This is a genomic window from Pseudarthrobacter cellobiosi (genome assembly GCF_023913815.1).
Classification (GTDB): domain Bacteria; phylum Actinomycetota; class Actinomycetes; order Actinomycetales; family Micrococcaceae; genus Arthrobacter; species Arthrobacter cellobiosi.
On the sequence record NZ_JAMXBK010000027.1, the window covers coordinates 312,581 to 331,733 of the forward strand.

The 19,153-nt window shown below is 64.4% G+C and carries 30 protein-coding genes and 1 pseudogene; all 31 read left to right on the forward strand.

Going from position 1 to position 19,153, the window contains the following annotated elements:
- Positions 1 to 143: 143 nt before the first annotated feature.
- Entirely contained in the window at positions 144 to 500 is a 357-nt protein-coding gene (locus NG701_RS16985; RefSeq protein ID WP_252569017.1) for a helix-turn-helix transcriptional regulator, read from the forward strand.
- A complete protein-coding gene (locus NG701_RS16990; protein WP_252569018.1) occupies positions 497 to 694 on the forward strand; it encodes a hypothetical protein in 198 nt (65 codons plus the stop codon). Before NG701_RS16985 ends, NG701_RS16990 begins: the two co-directional genes overlap by 4 nt.
- Positions 691 to 888, forward strand: a complete 198-nt coding sequence (locus NG701_RS16995; protein ID WP_252569020.1) for a hypothetical protein — start codon at positions 691 to 693, stop codon at positions 886 to 888. Before NG701_RS16990 ends, NG701_RS16995 begins: the two co-directional genes overlap by 4 nt.
- Positions 885 to 1,091: a hypothetical protein gene (locus NG701_RS17000; RefSeq protein WP_252569023.1), complete on the forward strand. Its 207-nt coding sequence runs from the start codon at positions 885 to 887 to the stop codon at positions 1,089 to 1,091. Before NG701_RS16995 ends, NG701_RS17000 begins: the two co-directional genes overlap by 4 nt.
- A 3-nt stretch (positions 1,092 to 1,094) precedes the next feature.
- The gene (locus tag NG701_RS17005; RefSeq protein WP_252569025.1) at positions 1,095 to 1,319 is read left to right on the forward strand and encodes a helix-turn-helix domain-containing protein; all 225 of its coding nucleotides are present in this window, start codon (positions 1,095 to 1,097) and stop codon (positions 1,317 to 1,319) included.
- Positions 1,320 to 1,613: 294 nt separating this feature from the next.
- Positions 1,614 to 2,123: a hypothetical protein gene (locus NG701_RS17010; protein ID WP_252569029.1), complete on the forward strand. Its 510-nt coding sequence runs from the start codon at positions 1,614 to 1,616 to the stop codon at positions 2,121 to 2,123.
- A gap of 26 nt (positions 2,124 to 2,149) precedes the next feature.
- A complete protein-coding gene (locus NG701_RS17015; RefSeq protein ID WP_252569032.1) occupies positions 2,150 to 2,431 on the forward strand; it encodes a hypothetical protein in 282 nt (93 codons plus the stop codon).
- Positions 2,428 to 2,616, forward strand: coding sequence for a hypothetical protein (locus NG701_RS17020; RefSeq protein WP_252569036.1), 189 nt, complete (start codon positions 2,428 to 2,430; stop codon positions 2,614 to 2,616). The genes NG701_RS17015 and NG701_RS17020 overlap by 4 nt, the downstream gene beginning before the upstream one ends.
- A 113-nt stretch (positions 2,617 to 2,729) precedes the next feature.
- The gene (locus NG701_RS17025) at positions 2,730 to 3,092 is read left to right on the forward strand and encodes a hypothetical protein (RefSeq protein ID WP_252569038.1); all 363 of its coding nucleotides are present in this window, start codon (positions 2,730 to 2,732) and stop codon (positions 3,090 to 3,092) included.
- Entirely contained in the window at positions 3,089 to 4,438 is a 1,350-nt protein-coding gene (locus tag NG701_RS17030; RefSeq protein ID WP_252569041.1) for a ParB/RepB/Spo0J family partition protein, read from the forward strand. Before NG701_RS17025 ends, NG701_RS17030 begins: the two co-directional genes overlap by 4 nt.
- The gene (locus NG701_RS17035; RefSeq protein ID WP_252569044.1) at positions 4,431 to 4,880 is read left to right on the forward strand and encodes a hypothetical protein; all 450 of its coding nucleotides are present in this window, start codon (positions 4,431 to 4,433) and stop codon (positions 4,878 to 4,880) included. Before NG701_RS17030 ends, NG701_RS17035 begins: the two co-directional genes overlap by 8 nt.
- Before the next feature lie 97 nt (positions 4,881 to 4,977).
- Positions 4,978 to 5,277, forward strand: a complete 300-nt coding sequence (locus tag NG701_RS17040; protein ID WP_252569047.1) for a hypothetical protein — start codon at positions 4,978 to 4,980, stop codon at positions 5,275 to 5,277.
- Entirely contained in the window at positions 5,274 to 6,047 is a 774-nt protein-coding gene (locus NG701_RS17045; RefSeq protein WP_252569051.1) for a hypothetical protein, read from the forward strand. The genes NG701_RS17040 and NG701_RS17045 overlap by 4 nt, the downstream gene beginning before the upstream one ends.
- A gap of 842 nt (positions 6,048 to 6,889) precedes the next feature.
- Positions 6,890 to 7,099 (forward strand): annotated as a pseudogene (locus tag NG701_RS17050) (DNA translocase FtsK); the annotation flags it as partial.
- Between the two features lie 20 nt (positions 7,100 to 7,119).
- Complete coding sequence (locus NG701_RS17055; RefSeq protein WP_252569054.1) at positions 7,120 to 7,452, forward strand: DUF4406 domain-containing protein; 333 nt, start codon at positions 7,120 to 7,122, stop codon at positions 7,450 to 7,452.
- Positions 7,449 to 7,763, forward strand: coding sequence for a hypothetical protein (locus NG701_RS17060; RefSeq protein WP_252569057.1), 315 nt, complete (start codon positions 7,449 to 7,451; stop codon positions 7,761 to 7,763). The genes NG701_RS17055 and NG701_RS17060 overlap by 4 nt, the downstream gene beginning before the upstream one ends.
- A gap of 238 nt (positions 7,764 to 8,001) precedes the next feature.
- Positions 8,002 to 9,057: an HNH endonuclease gene (locus tag NG701_RS17065; protein WP_252569060.1), complete on the forward strand. Its 1,056-nt coding sequence runs from the start codon at positions 8,002 to 8,004 to the stop codon at positions 9,055 to 9,057.
- Positions 9,058 to 9,060: 3 nt separating this feature from the next.
- A complete protein-coding gene (locus tag NG701_RS17070; RefSeq protein ID WP_252569063.1) occupies positions 9,061 to 9,393 on the forward strand; it encodes a VRR-NUC domain-containing protein in 333 nt (110 codons plus the stop codon).
- Entirely contained in the window at positions 9,390 to 10,019 is a 630-nt protein-coding gene (locus NG701_RS17075; RefSeq protein ID WP_252569066.1) for a DUF7340 domain-containing protein, read from the forward strand. Before NG701_RS17070 ends, NG701_RS17075 begins: the two co-directional genes overlap by 4 nt.
- A gap of 638 nt (positions 10,020 to 10,657) precedes the next feature.
- Complete coding sequence (locus NG701_RS17080; RefSeq protein ID WP_252569069.1) at positions 10,658 to 11,056, forward strand: hypothetical protein; 399 nt, start codon at positions 10,658 to 10,660, stop codon at positions 11,054 to 11,056.
- Positions 11,053 to 11,718 carry a P27 family phage terminase small subunit gene (locus NG701_RS17085; RefSeq protein WP_252569072.1) on the forward strand — a complete coding sequence of 222 codons (666 nt, stop codon included), beginning with the start codon at positions 11,053 to 11,055 and terminating at the stop codon, positions 11,716 to 11,718. The genes NG701_RS17080 and NG701_RS17085 overlap by 4 nt, the downstream gene beginning before the upstream one ends.
- A complete protein-coding gene (locus tag NG701_RS17090) occupies positions 11,660 to 13,462 on the forward strand; it encodes a terminase large subunit domain-containing protein (protein WP_252569076.1) in 1,803 nt (600 codons plus the stop codon). The genes NG701_RS17085 and NG701_RS17090 overlap by 59 nt, the downstream gene beginning before the upstream one ends.
- Positions 13,463 to 13,479: 17 nt before the next feature.
- Positions 13,480 to 14,790 carry a phage portal protein family protein gene (locus NG701_RS17095; protein ID WP_252569078.1) on the forward strand — a complete coding sequence of 437 codons (1,311 nt, stop codon included), beginning with the start codon at positions 13,480 to 13,482 and terminating at the stop codon, positions 14,788 to 14,790.
- Positions 14,787 to 16,049 (forward strand): head maturation protease, ClpP-related, encoded by a 1,263-nt coding sequence (locus NG701_RS17100; RefSeq protein WP_252569081.1) that lies wholly within the window; start codon positions 14,787 to 14,789, stop codon positions 16,047 to 16,049. The genes NG701_RS17095 and NG701_RS17100 overlap by 4 nt, the downstream gene beginning before the upstream one ends.
- Positions 16,050 to 16,051: 2 nt before the next feature.
- Positions 16,052 to 16,414 (forward strand): capsid cement protein, encoded by a 363-nt coding sequence (locus NG701_RS17105; protein WP_252569083.1) that lies wholly within the window; start codon positions 16,052 to 16,054, stop codon positions 16,412 to 16,414.
- 9 nt (positions 16,415 to 16,423) lie between these two features.
- On the forward strand, positions 16,424 to 17,356 hold the full coding sequence (locus tag NG701_RS17110; protein ID WP_252569084.1) for a phage major capsid protein: 933 nt from the start codon (positions 16,424 to 16,426) through the stop codon (positions 17,354 to 17,356).
- A gap of 4 nt (positions 17,357 to 17,360) precedes the next feature.
- Positions 17,361 to 17,582: a hypothetical protein gene (locus NG701_RS17115; RefSeq protein ID WP_252569086.1), complete on the forward strand. Its 222-nt coding sequence runs from the start codon at positions 17,361 to 17,363 to the stop codon at positions 17,580 to 17,582.
- Between the two features lie 15 nt (positions 17,583 to 17,597).
- Positions 17,598 to 18,020: a Gp19/Gp15/Gp42 family protein gene (locus NG701_RS17120; RefSeq protein WP_252569088.1), complete on the forward strand. Its 423-nt coding sequence runs from the start codon at positions 17,598 to 17,600 to the stop codon at positions 18,018 to 18,020.
- Positions 18,021 to 18,371 (forward strand): hypothetical protein, encoded by a 351-nt coding sequence (locus NG701_RS17125; protein WP_252569090.1) that lies wholly within the window; start codon positions 18,021 to 18,023, stop codon positions 18,369 to 18,371.
- Positions 18,371 to 18,655: a hypothetical protein gene (locus tag NG701_RS17130; RefSeq protein WP_252569092.1), complete on the forward strand. Its 285-nt coding sequence runs from the start codon at positions 18,371 to 18,373 to the stop codon at positions 18,653 to 18,655. Before NG701_RS17125 ends, NG701_RS17130 begins: the two co-directional genes overlap by 1 nt.
- Positions 18,648 to 19,097, forward strand: coding sequence for a hypothetical protein (locus NG701_RS17135; protein ID WP_252569094.1), 450 nt, complete (start codon positions 18,648 to 18,650; stop codon positions 19,095 to 19,097). Before NG701_RS17130 ends, NG701_RS17135 begins: the two co-directional genes overlap by 8 nt.
- Positions 19,098 to 19,153: the final 56 nt, after the last annotated feature.

The following is a 19,153-nucleotide window of genomic DNA, read 5'->3' on the forward strand; positions in this document are numbered from 1 at the left end:
TGTGGAAGACCGGACACGCCATGTTTTGACAAGTAACAAGTACATCTTTGCAGGTGGCAGGCGGAAACTACCGCTTATCGGTTTGACAAGTAGTGGAAGATGGAAGATGATGAACTTGTCAAACCGATAAGAGGAGAGTAAAAATGAGTTCAGCGACAATCCGCCGCCGCCCACCACTAGCCAAGAAGGAGGTCTGGATGGAAATCAAAGATCCCGAAGCCTTACGGCGCAAGCGCACGGCGAAGCGCTTCACCCAACGCGACGTGGCCCATCTCGCCCGACGATCACAGGCCGCCTATCAGCAGGTTGAATCCGGAAAGATGAAGACCATCTCTGAGGCGTTCGCCATGGGAATCGCATTTGCCCTGGGCTGCGACTGGGAGGAACTCTTCATTGACCACGAGCACACAGCAACGCCCAGCGTGGAAGATGGAACACGAAACACCGCCCACAACCCTTCCGGCGCTCGCCGGCCGCACTCACGGAAGATCCCGGCATGAGCAAGGAACCGGAGCTCACTCACCAGGACTGGGAGCGGGCCAAGGGCCGCGCCGACGCCGCAGCGTATTCGTGCACGTTGGAAGTTCTCAGTGGCCGCTTCGAAGCGGCCCGCGATTATGCGGTGCAGGCAGAGGCGTTCAACGCTGAGATGGTGCGGATCATGAAGGCCCTCGACGCCCAGGAGTCGGCATGAGCGCCGACGACGTGTGCCCGCCGCTGTACGTTCCGACCCGCTCGGAGTGCAACGCCATGAAGGAACAGAGCAAAGCGTTCCTGATCGGCGCTGGCCTGAGCCCGTTGAAGTGGCAGCTCGACGCCATGGGTTGCAGCTGCCGCAGCCACATCGAAGACGTCCCCGCTCCAACCAGCCCGGGAGAGGCGGCGTGAGCTCCGCGCCGGCCATGGGGTACATGGCATGGCTGGGGAAAGTCGAGGCAGCCAAGAAGGTACTGCTCACGTCCTGCATCAAGGGCGAGGAGACCTACTTCCAAGGCAACACCGTGATGACCGGCGATCGTCATGCCGAGCTGACCGCCCGCCGGATCATCGGCGTCCTTTTCGATACCAACAAACCAACAGTCCAGGAGTAACCCATGGTCCCCGCACTGGTCCAGCGCCTCACGGTCGAACAGACGGCCGAGGCCGCTATCCGTCACCCGAAGACGATTCTCAAGGCGCTCGCCGCTGGTGAGCTTCACGGCGTGCAGAGCAAGAAGGGTGGCCGGTGGTTTGTGCGGGTTGATTGTTTGGACTCCTGGCTGGATGGCAGGCCGTGCGCGCATCAGTCGAATGTGCGGCAGCTCACCCGCACCGGCTGAGCCAGCACACGTAGTTGTCCCTCCTGGGGTGGGACAAAAGAAAGCAGAAAATCCAAGAGCCAGGCCCACCACGGGAGGGGTAGCCCGGCTCTCAAATCAGAATCGAGTCTAACCAAAATGGAACGACCAGGTCTCAGGTCGCGTGTTGAACCGCGTGAGGGTATTGCCGCCGGCAGAGTGTCTACGCAGACGCCGGATCCGTTGAGTGATTTGTATAGCCACCGCTTGGATCAGTTCCCGCGGAACTTGTTCTTTCAGGCAGTTGATTACCAGATAGGTCCGGACGCGTTGCCCGTGACCGAGGTGAAGATCGTCCAGAACAAGCGGTTCGCGGACAGCCGCCGGCTGCACTCGCAGCTGGAGGAACTCACGACGGCGCTCAAGGCCGTCAAGTCGTTCGACCCCATGGGCAACGCTGGCTTCGCTGCGCTGAACCTCGGGGACCTGGCGCTGGACGTCTTCAAGCAGATTCGCAATTTCGCCGCCGAAGTGGCGGACGCGGAGACCAGGTACCGCGAGATCAATGACCAGGGCGAAGAGCCGCCCACTCCCCCACAGTCCCCGGCAGTCGCCGTCGAGCCGTCCCCCACGGCTCCGGCGACTGCCGGCCCCAAGCCCGGGCCTGGGCTCATTCCGACCGTTTCCGGCAGCCCTTCCATGTTCGCCGGGTCCGGGCTCCCCGGCTCCGGCATCTTCGCCGGCGTGACCGTCTTCAACCCGGCCGCGTCCCCGACGGCTGAGCTGTCCGCTTTTGATCGGGTAGTCGCGGCTCGCGCCGAATCAGCGCTGCGCGGCCGTCGGTGAAGGCCCGCATCAAGAGATTCGCCGTAGTGCAGCCGGTCGGGCACCGCCCACTGAAGGACTTCCCAGAGCTGGAGTTCCGCGACGACAGGGAACTCGCCGACGGGATGACGACTTGGCTCAAGTGGTTCTGGCAGAACAGGTCTAAAGCGGACGTCGATATTGACGCTTACCGCGTAGACGTCTCTGTCCTGAACAAAACCGAGGGGCAGATCCTGCTCAACGGCACCATCTGGGCGAACTATTCGCTGCACATCCACCGGGGAACCCCGGAGTGGAACGCTGCAGCCGCAGCCGGGGCAGTGCTGTGAGGCGCCCGTCGGCGCGGGTCGGCCTGAATCGCCGCCGCACGTTCGTGTTCCTCCCGCTGCTCATCATCGGCGCCTTGCTGTTCACACTGGCTTTCCCGGTGTTGAACGGTGTTGCCGTCCTCGGGGCACTGTTCCTGATGGCTGGCGCCGGCGGCTTCGTGCTGGAGGCGGACAGCCGGTACTGACCGGATGTCCGCCCCAGCACAGTAAGCCCCCAGCACTCCCACTCATTCCAACGCCTGGTACTTCCACGGCGTCTTGTCCCATCCCATCACCCATCACCTAGATAGGCAGCGCCATGACCGAACAGCCCTTTGAACAACCCACCGAGCAGGATTGGCTGGGCAACCCAGCCGAGTCTCCCCTGGAGGCCTACCTCCACAACGGCCACCGCATAACGCTCTCGCAAGCCGTCAACTGCCTCGCCGAGCTCGACCACGTCGAAGCCGCCGTCGACGCCGCCATGCGTTCACCCGAAGCGCGCGCACTGTGGAGAACCAGAGTGAACACAGCATTCCTCCTCAACATCGCCGAAAAGGAAGCCGCCCGGGCAGAGGAAGCAATGCAACTCGCGCTCTCCGTCGAAGATAAGGCCCGCGGCGAGGCCGACAAAGCCGCGGTCGCCCTCGACGAGTTCGCCCGGAAGACGGCAAGCGCATGAGCAACCACTTCGAAGAGATCCACATCGACCAGTTGATCCCCCACCCCCAGAACGTCCGCAAGAGCCTCGGCAATGTGGTGGACATGGCGAACAGCATCACAGCTCAGGGCATCATCCAGCCGTTGACGGTGACACAGCACCCCGAGAAGGAGGGCGATTTCCTGATCATCGCGGGGCATCAGCGCCGCGCCGCAGCGGCCCTAGCCAACCTCGACGTCCTGCCCTGCATCGTCGATCCATCCCTGGACACCCTCGAGAAGCAGCTCCTCGCGATGCTGGCCGAGAACACCCACCGCAACGACCTCACACCCGTTGAAGAGTCAGCCGGCTACCAACAGGTATTCGACCTCGGCGTCCCGGTAAAGCTGCTGGCCCAGAAGGCCGGGCGCTCGCAGTCCCATATCCGGAAGCGTTTGCTGCTGAACAAGCTGCCCGAAGAGGCGAAAGTCAAGCTTGAGGATCGGACCTTGAACATTGATCAGGGGTTGGTGTTGGTCGATTTCGCGGACAACGAGGAAGCCACCGGGAACCTTTTGGCGGCTGCGGCCAGTGGCCGTGATTGGTCGTTCACTGTGGCGCAGGAAGTCCGAAAGCGTGACGCGCCAGGGCAGGTCAAGGCGTTGGAGGCGGAGCTCAAGGAGGCGGGGGCGAAGTTCGTCCCGGATTCCCAGCTGTACACGCATTGGAACCGGGTGGTTGAGCGTGAGGGCGAGGAACTCACGATCGTAGAGCATGTGGCTGCCGGCCACGGAGCGTCCCTGAACCGGGCATGGGCCCGGCTCGATTGGTACGAGAAGCCGGAACGGATGAAGACGCCGAAGCCGGAACTGTCCGAGGAAGAGCTGGAGGCGAAGCGCCGCGACGCAGCGCTGTCCGCCGCCTTGGACATCGCGCACGCCGTCCGGGCCGAGCACCTCAAGGCCGTCATCAAGTCCCCACCTGAGGGCGCCGCTGACGAAGCCCTCTACGCGCTGCTCCTGGATGGCCTCTACGCACACACAACCCTCTACTCCGAGATCACAGGGCGCCGGGCCAACGCAGAGGACGGCTACGCAGAGATCAAAGCAGCGCTCCTCGACTTCACTACCGGGCAGATGGCGCTCCTGCTTCATCTCTCTACCAAGTCCTACGAGGACCAGCTCCTCAAGCTCGACTCCTGGGACGTCGGCTCCTACGCAAATGCGTACGGGCCGAAGAAATGGCTCGAAAGCCTCGGCACCATCTATCACTACGAATTCAGCAGCGTCGAGCAGGAAGTACTCGATCACTTCACCGAAGCAAGAGCTGCCCGCCTGCTCGAGAACGGCACCGAAGACCAGGAAGACGAGGACTACGACGATGAGTAACCACGACCTGAGAAGAAGCCCGAACGACGAACCCGTCTGCCTCTGCGGCTACCGCCCCGAAATCCTCGACGAACCGGCGCCCGTCGGCAAGCACTGGAAAGCCAAAACAGTCGTCCTCGACCACGCCAAGGCCCTCAACGACGCGGAATCAGCTAACGAGTGGAAAGCCGCGCTGGATGCCCTCGCCCGGCCGCTACCCGAACCAACCCCGCTGCGCTCGCCGGATGCCCCGTTCGCTGTCCCGGAGGCCAGGTACCCGCGGGCTGGTGTGCGGCAGACGTCGGACGGCCGCTGGAAGCTCTCGTGCTGGGACGGTGACCAGATCGTCCACGTGATCGACGAGCCCGTGTTCGATGACAGGGTGACCGCGTTCGACTACGGCTTCCTGACGATCGGCGCATGCCGCGAGTCCGGCACGAACCTGAATGGGTGGGCAGCATGAGCCCGAAGGTTGAGGCGGACAAGCCTAAGCAGCTGGAGCGGTGCGGTTCATGCAACGCCGTCATCGACCCCCACAATGGCGATTGCAGGTGTTCCTGATGGCGAAGAGGCCAGTGCGGGTGCCAACGCATACCTTCCGTGCGGTCTGGCCCATCATTGAGGGCCAGGGCACGGCCGAGACCGATGCCGAGCTGATCCTGCAAGCCCTCGGTGACTTGCCCGCCGTCGCCCGCCGCCACAACACCAAGATCACGGGTGATCCACGTGCGTGCATCACGGAGGGGCGGCTGGTGTCTGGTTCGGCCGGGCATAAGTACGTTGTGGTGGTTGAGGCGCCGGCGGAGGCGTTGCCGGTCCGTGGCTACCATCACCAGGCGCCGCAGCAGGTGGCCTCGTGATTGCCGAGCGGGTCAAGCGGGACTGTCAGTGTCCACGGGCCAACCACCAGCACGGCACACCGATAGCGTATGTGGTGGACAAGTGCCGCTGCACGCCGTGCACGGATGCGAACACGAAGCGGGAGCAGGCCCGTGCCGCTGGGATCGCGGCCGGGACGTACGACGTCGGCAGGGTCGACGCCGGCCCGGTCCGGGAGCACATCCTGGCATTAGGTAAGCGCGGGTACGGGCTCAAGACCCTTGCCCGCGTCGCCGGAGTCTCGAATGCCACCCTGGGCAAGATCATCTACGGCGACCCATCCCGGAACATGCCGCCCCGGGCCCGTGTGGAGACGCGGGTCGCGGAGCGTGTCCTCGCGGTCCGGCCGTCGCTGTCCACGGTGGGCGCGACCACCAAGGTAAAGGCAGGTCCCACACAAGCCCGGATTAGGACGCTTGCCTGTCTCGGCTACTCGGTCGGGTGGCAGTGGCGCCGCCTCGGCCGGGAAATGTCGAACTCCACCCGGGTCATGGAGCACGAGCTGTGCAACGCGGAGACGGCCCGGGCTGTCCGGGATCTGTATCTGCTCCTGTGGGACAAGCCGCGTGTAGCGGCGAACCGTCACGAGGCGGCCGCGATCAGCCGCACCATCAACCGGGCCACCGCGGCCGGGTGGGAGCAGCTGCCATCACCGCACCTTTCATCATCCGAAGCACCGGTGAACCCGGACAAGAGCATCGACCACTTCCTCCAGGAACGGATGAAGCGGCAGATGAGGAGAAGAGCATGATCCTTACCGTCAACTCCTTGGATGTCCGGCAGGCGCTCCAGTCGGTCATCCCGCACGCAGCGGACGCGAAGGACTACCCGGCGTACGCCGTCGTGCACTTCACCGCCACCGACCACAACCTTTACCTGACGGCCTGCAACATGCAGACCGTCGGCCACGCCGTCGCGTCGGTCTGGGAGGCTGACGGGCTGACCGGGGATCCGGACACGGACTCCTTCAATTTGCCCGTCGATATCGCGAAGGAGCTGCTGGCACTGTTCAAGTCCGGCGGCACCCGGAAGGAGGACGAGCTCGGGGAAGCGTTGCGGCTGACCGTCAAGAACAAGACCATCACCGTCCTGGACGTCTCCGGCCTCTTCCCCGGGAAAGAACTCACGGTCCCCAGGGAGGACGGCAACGAGTATCTGCTGCCGTTCGGGCGGATGCTCATGAGCGCCGTCTTGTCGGACCCGGTGATGCCGAAGCGGCTGACGGCGCAGGGCCGCTTGGTGAAGCTCTTCGCGACTGCGTCGTCCGCGTACGGCGAACCTTTGGTGATCGAGCCGACCGAGGATTCCCGGCGCATCCTGATTAGCTGCGGTGAGTCCTTCCTCGGCCTGCTGATGCCGATCCGGGACGAAGAGATGGCAGGCCACCTGGACGCCTGGCGTGAGGGCTGGATGAACCGCCTGCCGGAGATCGCCCACGCTGGCGGCGGGACGGCCCTTGAAGATGAGGCGCCGAGCCCGGGCGCTGACTTCCTCCGTAACGGCACCGGTTTCCACGGCGGAACCATCACCATTACGCCTGCTGACCTCGACCCCGTCGACGGAGGGGCGCCCGAGCGCTTACTCCAGGCGGTGGAGGACGCCGGCCTACTGGAGCAGGCGGCCGAGCTCGTGGTCACCACCCAGTTCGGTTCCATGTCGATGCTGCAGCGCAAGCTCCGCGTCGGTTTCGCGAAGGCTGGCAAGATCATGGACCGCCTCGAGGCGGCCGGCATCGTCGGGCCGTCCGAAGGGTCCAAAGCCCGCGCCGTCCACTTCACCCCCGAGCAGCTACAGGCTGCAATCGATTCGCTAGGAGTCAACGCATGAGCACGCTCTACATTGCCGGGCCCATGACGGGGCTCCCCCAGCTCAACTATCCGGCGTTCCACAAAGCTGCCAGGCAACTCCGCGCATCTGGGTACACCGTCCTGAACCCCGCCGAATCCCCCGCACCCTGTCGCAACCCCTCCTGGGAGGACTGGATGCGTGTAGCCATCGCGTTACTGATCCAAGCCGACCACGTCGCCACCCTCGACGGCTGGGAGCACTCCAGAGGCGCGCAGGTCGAAGTGAACCTAGCACTGGGACTCGGCATGAGCTTTGACCCCGTCGAACGACACCTCCACGTCGCCGCCAAGATCGCTGGCACACGATGAGCACAGTCATGTTCGGGCCGGACTGCCGCGACGGCAAGCACGCGTCCTGCTCCGGTGACGGGTGGGATGTGCATGCCGACCGGCCATGCGGGTGCCCCTGCGACTGCCACAAATGCGGCGTCTGCGGTGTTGACCACAACTGGGCATCAGCCGACCTGTCCCACGGGATCATCCGCCTCCTGCTCCACACGCAGGAGCGGACCGACTGGATGGAGTTCCCCATCAGCGGTGACAACATCGCTAGGCAACGCGCTGGCCTGGCGTCGGACAGCCTTCTGTTCTCCACCTACTGGGACGAAGAAACCGACTAAGGCGAAGGAGCCTGATGTGCGTTGGTACTGCGGTGGCTGCGGCCACCACCACGGACACGAGAACTGCACCGCCATTACCGATATCCCAGACGGAGGCGTCCGGAGATGCGGATGCCAAGAACACAGGGAGCACCAATGAAAGCAGCCGAACCGCCAGACCGTTGCGGAATGCTCCTTACCGCCACCGAACCAAACCAACCGGCGCTCGCCGGTGACGAAACGAAAGTAGGTCCATCCAGTGCCATGGCTGAAACAGGGCGACGCGGCGGCGAATCACCCGATCGTCCTGGCAGCAGTGGAGATGGAAGACGCTGATGACCGGATCCTCAACGAGTGCTTCGGTTTCGTCGGCCGCTGCGCGACCCAGGCGGCAGCCTACGAGCAGGACTACATCATCACTGTGGGCACGGCTCGGCATATGGCCGGCTCTCTGGCCAGGTACAACGCGCTGATCGAAGCGGCCAAGTACTGCGGTTACCTTACCGAGGTGCAGGTGGAGATCGACGGCGAGCAGCGGAAGGCGTTCAGGCTCGTGGAGGATAACGACCTCTTCCACATGATCCTGAAGGCAGAGCGGGAGTGGAACAACCAACGAAAGAAGGACACCAGAGATACCGCGCTGACGTCGAAGGTCAGAGCCCGCGACGGCGACGCATGCCGCTACTGCGGCAAGTCGGTGGCTTGGGGCGATACCAAGTCAGGCCGCGGCGCCACGTACGACCACATCAACCCCGGCCAAGGCGGCACCGTAGATACGCTTGTTGTCTGCTGCCGCGAGTGCAACGGACGTCGGGGCGATGACCCTGACAGCACCTGGAAGACCTTGCCCGTTCCGGCCGAGCCATTGTATGGCCCGGCAACGGTCGCTTTCCTTGAGAAGCACGGCGCGAAGGTCCAGCCCAGCTACACCCGCACACCCACCACCACTGCCCCGGCCAACGGTAAGCAGACCATGGAGCAGCGCACCGTAGAGCAGCCCGCAACGGCCGCTCCGGAAGAGGACGAGGCAACGGCATCCACCGGCCCGTCCACCGCCTCCACGGCCCGCCCGGACCAGGAACAGGACCAACCGGCAGCAACGGCACCACCGGCTGCAACGGACGCACGACCAAACACCGAACCAAAAACTGACCCAGGACAGAGGTATCCCGGATCTGGATTCGTCGGGACGGGTAGGGACGTGCTGGGTCTGGTAGGTGAGGGAGGCAGTGGGCAGGAAGCCCAGCCGATCACTAAGAGCAAGCCTCCGAAGAAACCTAGACGTAGACGCCCCCGAACCAGAGGACGGAACTAACCCATGCCTTCTCCCAATACTGCTTTCATTCCGAAACTCTCAGAAGCCCAGTTCCAGCGGCAGGTCATCGATCTTGCGAAGCTCCATGGGTTTCATCTGATTTACCACACCCACAACAGCCGGCGCTCAGCCACTGGCTTCCCTGACCTGGTCATGGTGAGCGGGTCCCGCCATCGTGTCCTGTTCCGTGAGCTGAAGACAGACGTCGGCAAAGTGGCTCCTGCCCAGTTGGAGTGGCTGGATGCGCTGCAGCTGGCTGGGATCAACGCCGGCGTCTGGCGTCCGGTGGATTTGAAGAGCGGCCACATCATCAAAGACTTGAGAGGTGACGCGTGAACAGCATCGAACCGCTGGACCTCGGAGGCGTGGTGAGCAAGTTGACCAGGAACACTCCACAGCCGGTGAAGACCGAAGATGAAGCCGGCAATGCCCTGACCAGGTACAGGATGTGGCCGTCCCTGTTGGGTCAGCTGCAGGCTGCGCTCACTCCGGGCATGGAGTCGGGCTCGGGTGGCAGCGGGTCGGGTCGGCCTGCTCCTCTTGCTCTGAATGCCTTCGATCTGCTGAGACGGATTGATGAGACCAGCACCTACCAGTACTGGACGTTCGGAGGGACTGACCGGCTGGACGCCACGTCGATCGCCAAGCGGATCCAGTTCTGGGCGATGAAGGCCCTGGCCAGTCCGGAGTCGGAGAAGGAAGCTACCCGGATGATCGGCGGCTGGTGCAAGGACATCGAGGCCCTGTTCAATCCACAACAGCGGATCGAGCTGAAGGGCAAGTGCCCGGAGTGTCAGCTCAGTCATTACAAGGTGGAGGAGGACGGGGAGCTGATCCGGAAGCCGGCGCTCACCGCGGTGCCCCACGAGAGGGGGACGTTCGCCTCGTGCGGCCACTGCGGTGCCACATGGTCCGGCTATCAACTCCACGCTCTCGCTGATCATGTGACACGCGTGGGCTGAGTGACAGTTGTTAATCCCCTCGGACTCTGGATAGAATGAGCGTGCTCGGGATAGTTGTCCCCAAAACACTTTGCATGAAGGCCTCGCTGGTAAACTGGCGGGGCCTTCGTCATGTCCAAGGTGGTGGCAGTGATGTGAACGGCTTGCATATCCCCGCATGGTCCGGCCGGCGTCGTAGTGACGCGCTGCTCTGGGTCAAGGCAGATGGTCGCAGGACGAAGGCACCGTGTTGTATCTGTGAGCAGTCGATCGACTACTCGCTTGAGTATCCGCATGAGCAGTCCTGCAGTGTGCAGCACGTGAAGCCACGCTCCGCTTACCCTCACCTGACATGGGAGCGGAGCAACTGGAAGCCCGCCCACCTGAGTTGCAATAAGGCAGAGGGTGTCGGGACAATCCACAGTCTCGGTGTGACATCCGAGGAATGGTGACTCCGGCCAGTCGGATCGCAATAAAATCCAGCTCCACGAAAGCCGGGACGCTCCCCGCCTGAAGGGTCCTCCCTCCCCCGGGATTTCCCCCTTGAAATCCCCCAAGTTCGTTGAATTGGCGGGGAAAATGGACCCTCTTGAACTCATAACTGAATAGCTGCAAAGGCCTGGCCTGCCCGGCACATCTCACACCTTCTAGGAGACGTGATGCATGACCGCCCAGCCCTCCGCCTGCTGCATGGTGATGGCGAGTCGATCCGGGGCATAGCCCGGGACCGGGGAGCGTCCAGGAACGCCGTCCGCCGTGCGCTGGTCCCTGGCGCTCGCGATCACTACTACCGGGCCTCGGTATCGGAAGAGGCCGAGCCAGCCGTTCGTGAAGTTCTGGCAGATTACCCGCAGATGGTTGTCGCTGACATCGCCGTCCTGATTGATTGGCGGCATTCCCGCCGGACACTCTCTGACCTGGTCGCGAAGCTGCGGCCGGAGATCGTGGACTCATGGTCCGACGTCGAGGCCAGGCCCATTGACGCCATCCGCGCTGGCGTCCTTTCCACGTCAACTATCCGCTGCGGCACCATGACACTCGGGGAGCTAAAACTATGAAGCCACGCACCCAGGCAGAACCAGACGCCATCGAGCCCCCGGACCATCTCCCCGAGGCCGTGGCCGAGGTCTGGCGCGAGATCGTCGCCAGCAATGACCTGGCCGGCAAAGTGGACCGATCGGCCTTGGAAACCTTCGCTACCCTCATGGCCCGTCTCCGCGAAGCCCGCAAGCGGGTCGAGGAAGAGGGCATGGTGGTCAAGGATCCCCGCGGCCGCGTCCTCCCTCACCCGGCGCTCGCCGTCGAGCGTTCAACGGCCGAACAGATCCGCGCGTGGGGCGATAGGTTCGCTCCCTTGGTGAAACCGGTCCGTAAGCGCGGCTACGTGGCTGATGCCACGGCCCAGACCCTCTCCGAAGCCAAGCACCTGCAGGGGCTCCGGTTCGCTGGCCCCGTTGCCGCTCTCAAGACGCTCGCCTGGATGATCGACGAGGCGCAGCGGGACAGCATGCAGGCCCTGCAAAAGGCTATGACGACGACGGTCCCCACCTACCTGAAGGCATGCGCGGAGCTGCAGATAACCCCTGCGTCGCTGTCAATGGGCGCCGGTGCTGTTGCACCCGCCGAGCCAGCCGGCGAAGTGAAGAAGCCGGAGGGTTCGAATGTCTCCGACCTCCAAGCTCGCGCCGCCGCACGCCGCGCCGGTGAGCGGACCGGCTGATGTAGACCCAGGGGATTACTACCGGTCCATCTGCCACGTCCCCGAGCCGCCTCACACGGGGACGAAAAAGAAGAAGATCTACGGCTCAGCTGAACCGCGGATCTGCACTCCACCACTCCGGGCCCTCACGCCGGAGACAACGCTCGGCTACGACGTCATCGAGTTCGCCGAGAACGTCCTGCACCTGAAGCTGTACCCCTGGCAGAAGGTCCTCCTGTGCCGGATGCTGGAGCTGCTCCCTGACGGGACGCTGCGCTTCCGCACGGTAGTGGTGCTGATTGCCCGCCAGAACGGCAAGAGCACCCTCTCGCAGGTCCTCGCGCTGTGGTTCATGATCGTGTGGGGCTGGCCGCTGGTCATGGGCACCGCCCAGGACCTCGAAACGGCTGAGGAAGTCTGGCAGGGCGCCGTCGACCTCGTTGAAGAGGACGACGAGCTCTCGAAGATCCTCAAGCGCGTAGTCAAGGTCAATGGCAAGAAGGCGCTGGAGATCACTGACGGCGCCACCGACAAGACCAAGGCCCGCTACAAGGTCAAGGCCGCCAACCGCCGTGCCGGCCGTGGCTTTACCGGCAATCTGATCATGCTCGATGAGCTGCGTGAACATCAGAACTGGGAAGCCTGGGGCGCGATCACCAAGACCACCATGGCGCAAGCCGAAGCGCTGATCCTGGCGCTTTCAAACGCCGGCGACCTGACCTCCATCGTCCTGCGGTATCTCCGCAAGATGGCGCACGAGGCAATCGGGGATCCTGACGGGATCTGCGAGGAGATCGGGGCCTCCGGGCCTACCGCGCTGGACCTGAACGAGCTCACAGACGACGACGAAGAGCTCGACGAGGACGAGCTGGCCGACTTTGAGCAGGACGAGGACACGCTCGGCCTGTTTGAGTGGTCCACCGCCCCAGGGATGGACAAGCGGGAGCGGCAAGGGTGGGCCCAGGCCAATCCGTCGCTGAACTGGAACCCCGGCTTCACCGAGAGGACCATCGCGGCCGCGTGCCGGACTGATCCTGAGTGGGTTTTCCGCACTGAGGTCCTGTGCCAGTGGTCAGAGGGCACTCTGACGGGCCCGTTCCCGCCCGGTTCGTGGGATAAGGGCAAGAACCAGCCTGAGACGCTCCCGGATGGCAGCTTGCGGATGGGTGACGAGCATCGGATAGTCACCGACGTCGTGGTTGGCCTTGATCAGTCCCATGACCGGTCCATGACCTATGTTGCGTTCGCCGGCCACAGGGCCGACGGCGTCGCTCAGGTGGAGATTGTGGCCGCCCGTCACGGTTCGGACTGGGTCAAGGACTACCTGATGGACGACAAGCGCCGGGACCGTATCCGGTCTGTAGCCGGCCAGTCCAAGGGCGCCCCGATTTCCCCGCTGATGGTCACCCTGGCCGAAGACGTCAAGTTCACCATCCCGGTTGTGGAGTGGTCCGGCAGTGACCTCACCGCGGGCTGGGCTGACACTTACGACTCCGTCAGGGATTGCACCGTTCGGCACAACCCACAGCCGGTCCTGGACGTCTCGGCGGCCACGGCCGTTCTGAAGGTCTTCAGCGCCGGCGCTTCCATCCCCGATCACAGGGCATCTCCCGCGGAGGTGGCGCCCCTGATGGCGTTTACGGCGGCCAAGTGGCTGCTGGGTCGCAAAGAAGTTGTTCCCCCGCCACCGCCGCCTGCACCGGAAGCAGTCCGGACGGCCGACGTCGATTCATCCACTGATAACTGGGCCCAACAGGGCTTCTGACGAGAGGAGCGCGCAGCATGACGGTTCCCGTGTCAGAAAAGGGCTATGCCAGCACAGCCACCGAGTGGTGGACGCAGCTGGACCAGGAAGAGACCCCGGAGCTTCAGTGGCCGCACAACATTGAGGTGTACGACCGCATGCGTCGGCAGGATGGCCAGGTCATTTCGGTCCTGCGGGCCATGACGCTGCCGATCCGCCGGACAAAGTGGCGGATCGATCCCAACGGAGCCCGCCCGGAGGTTGCCCGCCAGGTGGCCGACGATATGGGCTTGCCGCTGGTCGGTGAAGAGAACATGCCGGTCCTTCGAACCCGTGACCGGTTCTCCTGGGCCGAGCACCTGCGGCTGTCGCTGCTGATGCTCCCGTTTGGGCACTCAGTGTTCGAACAGGTGTACCGGCTCGACGAGAGCGGCCTCGCGCGGCTCCGGAAGCTCGCCTGGCGCCCACCCAAGACGATCTCCCGAGTGGATGTAGCGTCCGACGGCGGCCTGGTCGCCATCTACCAGCACGGTCACCCCTCCGGCGGCAACAAGGAAGCCAAAATGGGCGTGGAGCGGCTCGCCGTGTACGTCAACGAGCGTGAGGGCGGCAACTGGCTGGGCCAGTCGCTACTGCGACCTGCATACAAGTACTGGCTGCTGAAGGACCGCCTCTTGCGGGTCCAGGCGCAGACCGTGGACCGAAACGGCATGGGCGTCCCCGTCTACGAGGGTTCGAAGCTTCCGGATTCGGTTGGCGGCGAGGACCGGACCCAGCGCGAGAAGGCCGAGCTGGACAGTGGACTGGCCCTGGCCAAAGGCTTTCGGTCTGGCGACAACTCCGGCGCGGCCATCCCGAACAGCGCGAAGCTCGCGCTGAAGGGCGTCGAGGGCACGCTCCCGGACGCGGATAAGCCGATCAGGTACTACGACGAGCAGATAGCCCGCGGCGTCCTGGCGCACTTCCTGAACCTCGGCACCGAGACCGGGTCTTGGGCGCTGGGATCCACGTTCGCGGACTTCTTTACCCTCTCGCTGCAGACGGTGGCCATGCAGATCGCGGACACCACCACCCAGCACGTCATCGAAGACCTCGTTGACGTCAACTGGGGCCCAAACGAACCGGCACCGCGGCTGGTGTTCGAGGAAATCGGCTCCCGCCACCCGGCGACGGCCGAGGCCATCAAGTTGCTGATTGACTGCGGCGCCCTCATCGCCGATCAGAAGCTGGAGGACCAGCTCAGGACCACGTACGGGCTGCCCGCACAGGATCTCGCCACTGCGAGGGAACCCCGCCCCATTAGCGCCGCAACAGCTGCCGCACTCGTCCAAGCCATGGAGATGAAATGAAGATCAATATGCTCAAGCCGGCCGTGGACCGGGGGCCCTGGTTCCGGATGGAAACCGACGAAGCCGGCACGTCGGCCGAGGTCTACATCTACGACGTGATCGATAGCTTTTGGGGAGTCAACGCCGCGGACTTCGTGCGGGAGCTGCAGGCCCTCGACGTCGACACGATCAACTTGCGGGTCAACTCCCCCGGCGGTTCGGTCTATGACGGCGTGGCAATCATGAATGCCCTGCGTCGCCACCCGGCCAACATCATCGCCACGGTGGACGGCTTGGCAGCTTCGGCTGCGTCGTTCATCATCCAGGCGGCCGACGAGGTGGTCATGGGCAAGAACACCGAACTTATGATCCATGACGCCAGCGCGATCTGCTGGGGCAATGCCAAGGACATGGCCGACACTGCCCAGATCCTGGACCGCATATCCGGCACCATCGCCAGCATCTACGCCGAACGCGCCGGAGGCACAGCCAACGAATGGCGCGACGCAATGCTGGCCGAGACCTGGTACACGGCCGAGGAAGCCGTCACAGCCGGACTAGCGGACCGCGTGGACACCGGCGATGAGGCTGACCCCGACGCCACCAACCGCTTTGACCTCTCGATCTTCGCCCACGCCGGGCGCCGCAACGCCCCGGCACCCGCGGTCAACACCAGCCACGAACGTCGTCCGGGCCTCAGCCTGAGCAACGGCTCCCCGCTGGCAGCTGCCGCCCACATGGTCGCAAAGACCATCCCAACACCTCCGGCCGAGCCGAAGGACATCATCACCCCCCAACAGAAAGGAACCGACACCATGTCGGAAGCACTGACACAGGGGCTCCGTGAGCGGCTCGGCATCCCCGCCGCAGCAAACCTTGACGACACCGGACTCCTGTCCGCGCTCGACGAGGCACTCGCAGAGCAGGAAGCAACACCGGCGGCTCCCACGGCCGCCGCTCCGGGCACTGTCGTATTGGATGAAGCCCAGTACACCGATCTCCAGAATGCCGCAGCTGAGGGCCGCCAGGCCCGCCAGGAACAGCTGGCTACCAATCGCCTCGCCGTGGTCAACGCCGCCGTCGAGGATGGCCGGATCGCTCCGGCCCGCCGCGACCACTGGGTGAACGCGCTCGCCGCCGACCCGGGCATGGCCGAGACTCTCGCAGGCCTCGAAAAGGGCCTGGTGCCTCTCGCAGCCGCCGGCTACGTCGGTGGGGTCAACGAGTCCACCGACGAGGACAAGCTCTACTCCAAGTTCTACCCCGGAGAGGAAGTCTGATCATGGGACAGCACGTACAGAAGTTCAAGGCCGGAGAGCCGGTCACCTTCACCGCCACTGCCGACGTCGTAGGCGGCCAGCTCCTGGTGGTGACAGGCGCTCGCTCCGTGTCCCCCACCTCGGCATCCACGTCCGCGTGGGTCGGCACAGCAGCGTTTGATGCCAAGGCAGGAGAGAAGGTCACCGTTCTGGCCGGTGGCCTTCAGCCGCTCCTCGCGTCGGGCGCCATTGCCGTTGGCGCCCGGGTCATCCCGGCAGCCGCCGGCAAGGTAGTCACCATCGGGGCCGGCGACGCTGCCCACGCTGTTGGCACCGCAGTTACGGCCGGGACAGACGTCCTGGTCGAGATCCTCATGGACCACTAAGGAGCCCTGATGTCTTTCACTTACCCCGCGCCGCCGGCTACGGTCTCCGGCGGCACCATTCAGGAGATTCACCACTTCCTGAAGAACCCAACCCTGATCTCCCGGCGCCTCCGGACCCTCCTGGAGCAGCGCTACATCGCAGACGCACTGCTCACCGGCCGCTTTGAAGCGGTCGGCGGCGGCCTGTTCTACGAAACCGGCGAGCCGATCGTCACCAACGACGATCCGGAAGCAGTTGCTCCCGGCGCCGGCTACCCGAAGACGACGGCAAGCGGCGGCGAGCTTGCTGCTGCGAAGACCAACAAATGGGGCCAGGACATTCCGGTGTTCGATGAGGCGATCGCTCGACTGCGGATGAACCCGGTCGAGCGTGCTTTCACCAAGCTCGTCAACCAGTCGGTCAAGTTCGTGGACTCCGCCACCCTCGCCGTCATCGCGTCCAAGATCCTCCAGGAGTACAACGTCACCGGCGCTGGCGCTCCGGGCGCCTGGACCGATGGCAACAAGATCGTCGAGGGTGTGATGATCGCCAAGGCCAAGGTCACCGGCCTGGACGAAGGCTTCGACCCCAACGCCATCGTTCTGAAGGACGAGCAGTGGGCAAAGGCCGTTTCCCGCCTCAACGAAGCGGGGCTCCTGCCCCGCGAGAGTGGAAACCCCATCCTCACGGGCGTGTGGCCGCAGGCCCTCGGCCTGACGTGGATGAGCAGCAACCACACCCCCACTGCCGATCCGATCCTGGTCGACACCACGCAGCTCGGCGGCATGGCCGACGAGAACCTGGGCGGCCCGGGCTACACCCGCGTCGGCGGCGTCGGCGTCGAAACCAAGGCCATCCGCGAGGAAAAGACCGACGGCTACCTGCTCCGCGCTCGCCGCGTAACGGTTCCTGTCGTGCTGGAACCCAAGGCCGGCATCGTCATCAAGAACACGGGGCTCTGATCACATGGCGCAGAAGACGCAGCACGTCGTTACGGCCCATCTGATCGTGGCGCAGACCAACACCATCGAGCGGTACTTCGATCGCGGCGCAGTCCTGCCGGAGGATGTGCCGGCCGCGGAGCGCAAGCGTCTGGTTGGTCTCGGCCTCGTGGCGGTTCAGAAAGTCGATGTGCCGGACGAACCCGGACAGACGCAGGACCAGCCGCCGGCTGATCCGCCCAAGTAGGAGAAGGAGGACGCCATGGTCGATCTGGCACAACCTGAAGCCGTAGTGGCGGCCTGGCGTCCTCTCACCTCCGTGGAGCTGGCCCGGGTCACGTATTACCTGGGGTCAGCTTCGCGGAAGATCCGCAGGCGGTGGCGCGACGTCGATGCCCGAATCGCGGCGAACACTCTGGCGGCGGAAGACGTGAGCGACGTCGTCGTCCAGATGGTCCTCAGCGCCGTCGACGTCGTACCGATCCGCGGGGCCAAGTCCTTCTCCGAAGGCGTAGGCCCCATGTCCAGATCAGCAACGCTTACCGGCGCGAGCACGGATCCGCTGGTAATCGAAGACTGGATGGTCGAGGTGTTCGAGGGCAGCTCAACTACCAAGCCTGTCGCGTCGTTCCCGACCTCCGGCAACTACGAAAGCCAGTTCATCTGGCCTGAAGGGCGGTCCTGAATGTTCCCCCTGGCACATGGCGAGACCGTCACCCGGGAACGGGCCCAGCTGGTCCCGGATCCATACTCCGGCGAATCAACCAAGAGGGACTGGACCGCCCCGGCGCTCCTCGAGCTGGAGGGCGTGGCGATAGCCCCGTCGTCGAGCACGGAGACCAGCACTGAAAACCGAACCACTACGACCACCAACATGAGCCTCTACGCCGCCCCCGGCAGCGACGTACTGGAGCACGACCGCATCAGGGCCCGCTCGGGGCTCTGGGACGTCGAGGGCGAAGTCGCCGACTGGAAGAACGCCCTGACGGGCTGGAACCCAGGTGTTGAGTTCCGGGTCAGGAAGGTGTCTGGCTGATGGCAGGCAAGATGAAGTGGAACAACGCGTTCTTCTCCAAGCTGGGTCACTCCCCGAAGGTCACCGCCGTCCTGCAGCGACACCTGGACAGCATCGCCGCCCGGGCCCGGACAAGCGCCCCGGTGGACACGGGCGACTACCGGGACCGGATCACCACCAGGATCAAGAGCACCGCGACCCGCAATGTCGGCCTGGTCGTGGCCGAAGACCCGGCAAGCATGTTCGTCGAATCCGAAACCGGGAACCTCGCCCGGGCGCTGAATGCGGAGAAGACCGGTGGGTAAGGACGTCATCCACACCGACGTCGAACTCTTCCTCACTGAGCACATCCGGGCACGGCTCGCAGCCATCGCGGCCGACGCCGCGAACCCTCGCTCTGCGCTCGCCGGCGGCGTGTATGTCGGGGAACGCTTTCCCGAGGCGCGCAGGAATAAGACCGTGGTGGTGCGCGACGACGGGGGCCCAACCACTGGGCTGAACACCAGGGACACGACAGTGGGCGTAACAGTCCTCGCGGGCGATGATCCCACCGACGGCCAGGAAGTATCGAATCTCGCGCTGCTGGTCCAGGCCATCGTGGCCGGCTGCGCCGCGGTTGAGGCCGGCAACCCGGTTGCGGTTGTTCGGGGCACCAGCGGCCCGTACAAGGTACGGGATGATTCCGGCCAGCCCCGCCGCTATTTCACCGCCGACCTTGGCGTTACCGGCGAGGCATTCACCGCATAGCACCACCCCACCCAACCATCCAGCCATTCACGTCTGTGGGTGGTCTTTTCTATTTG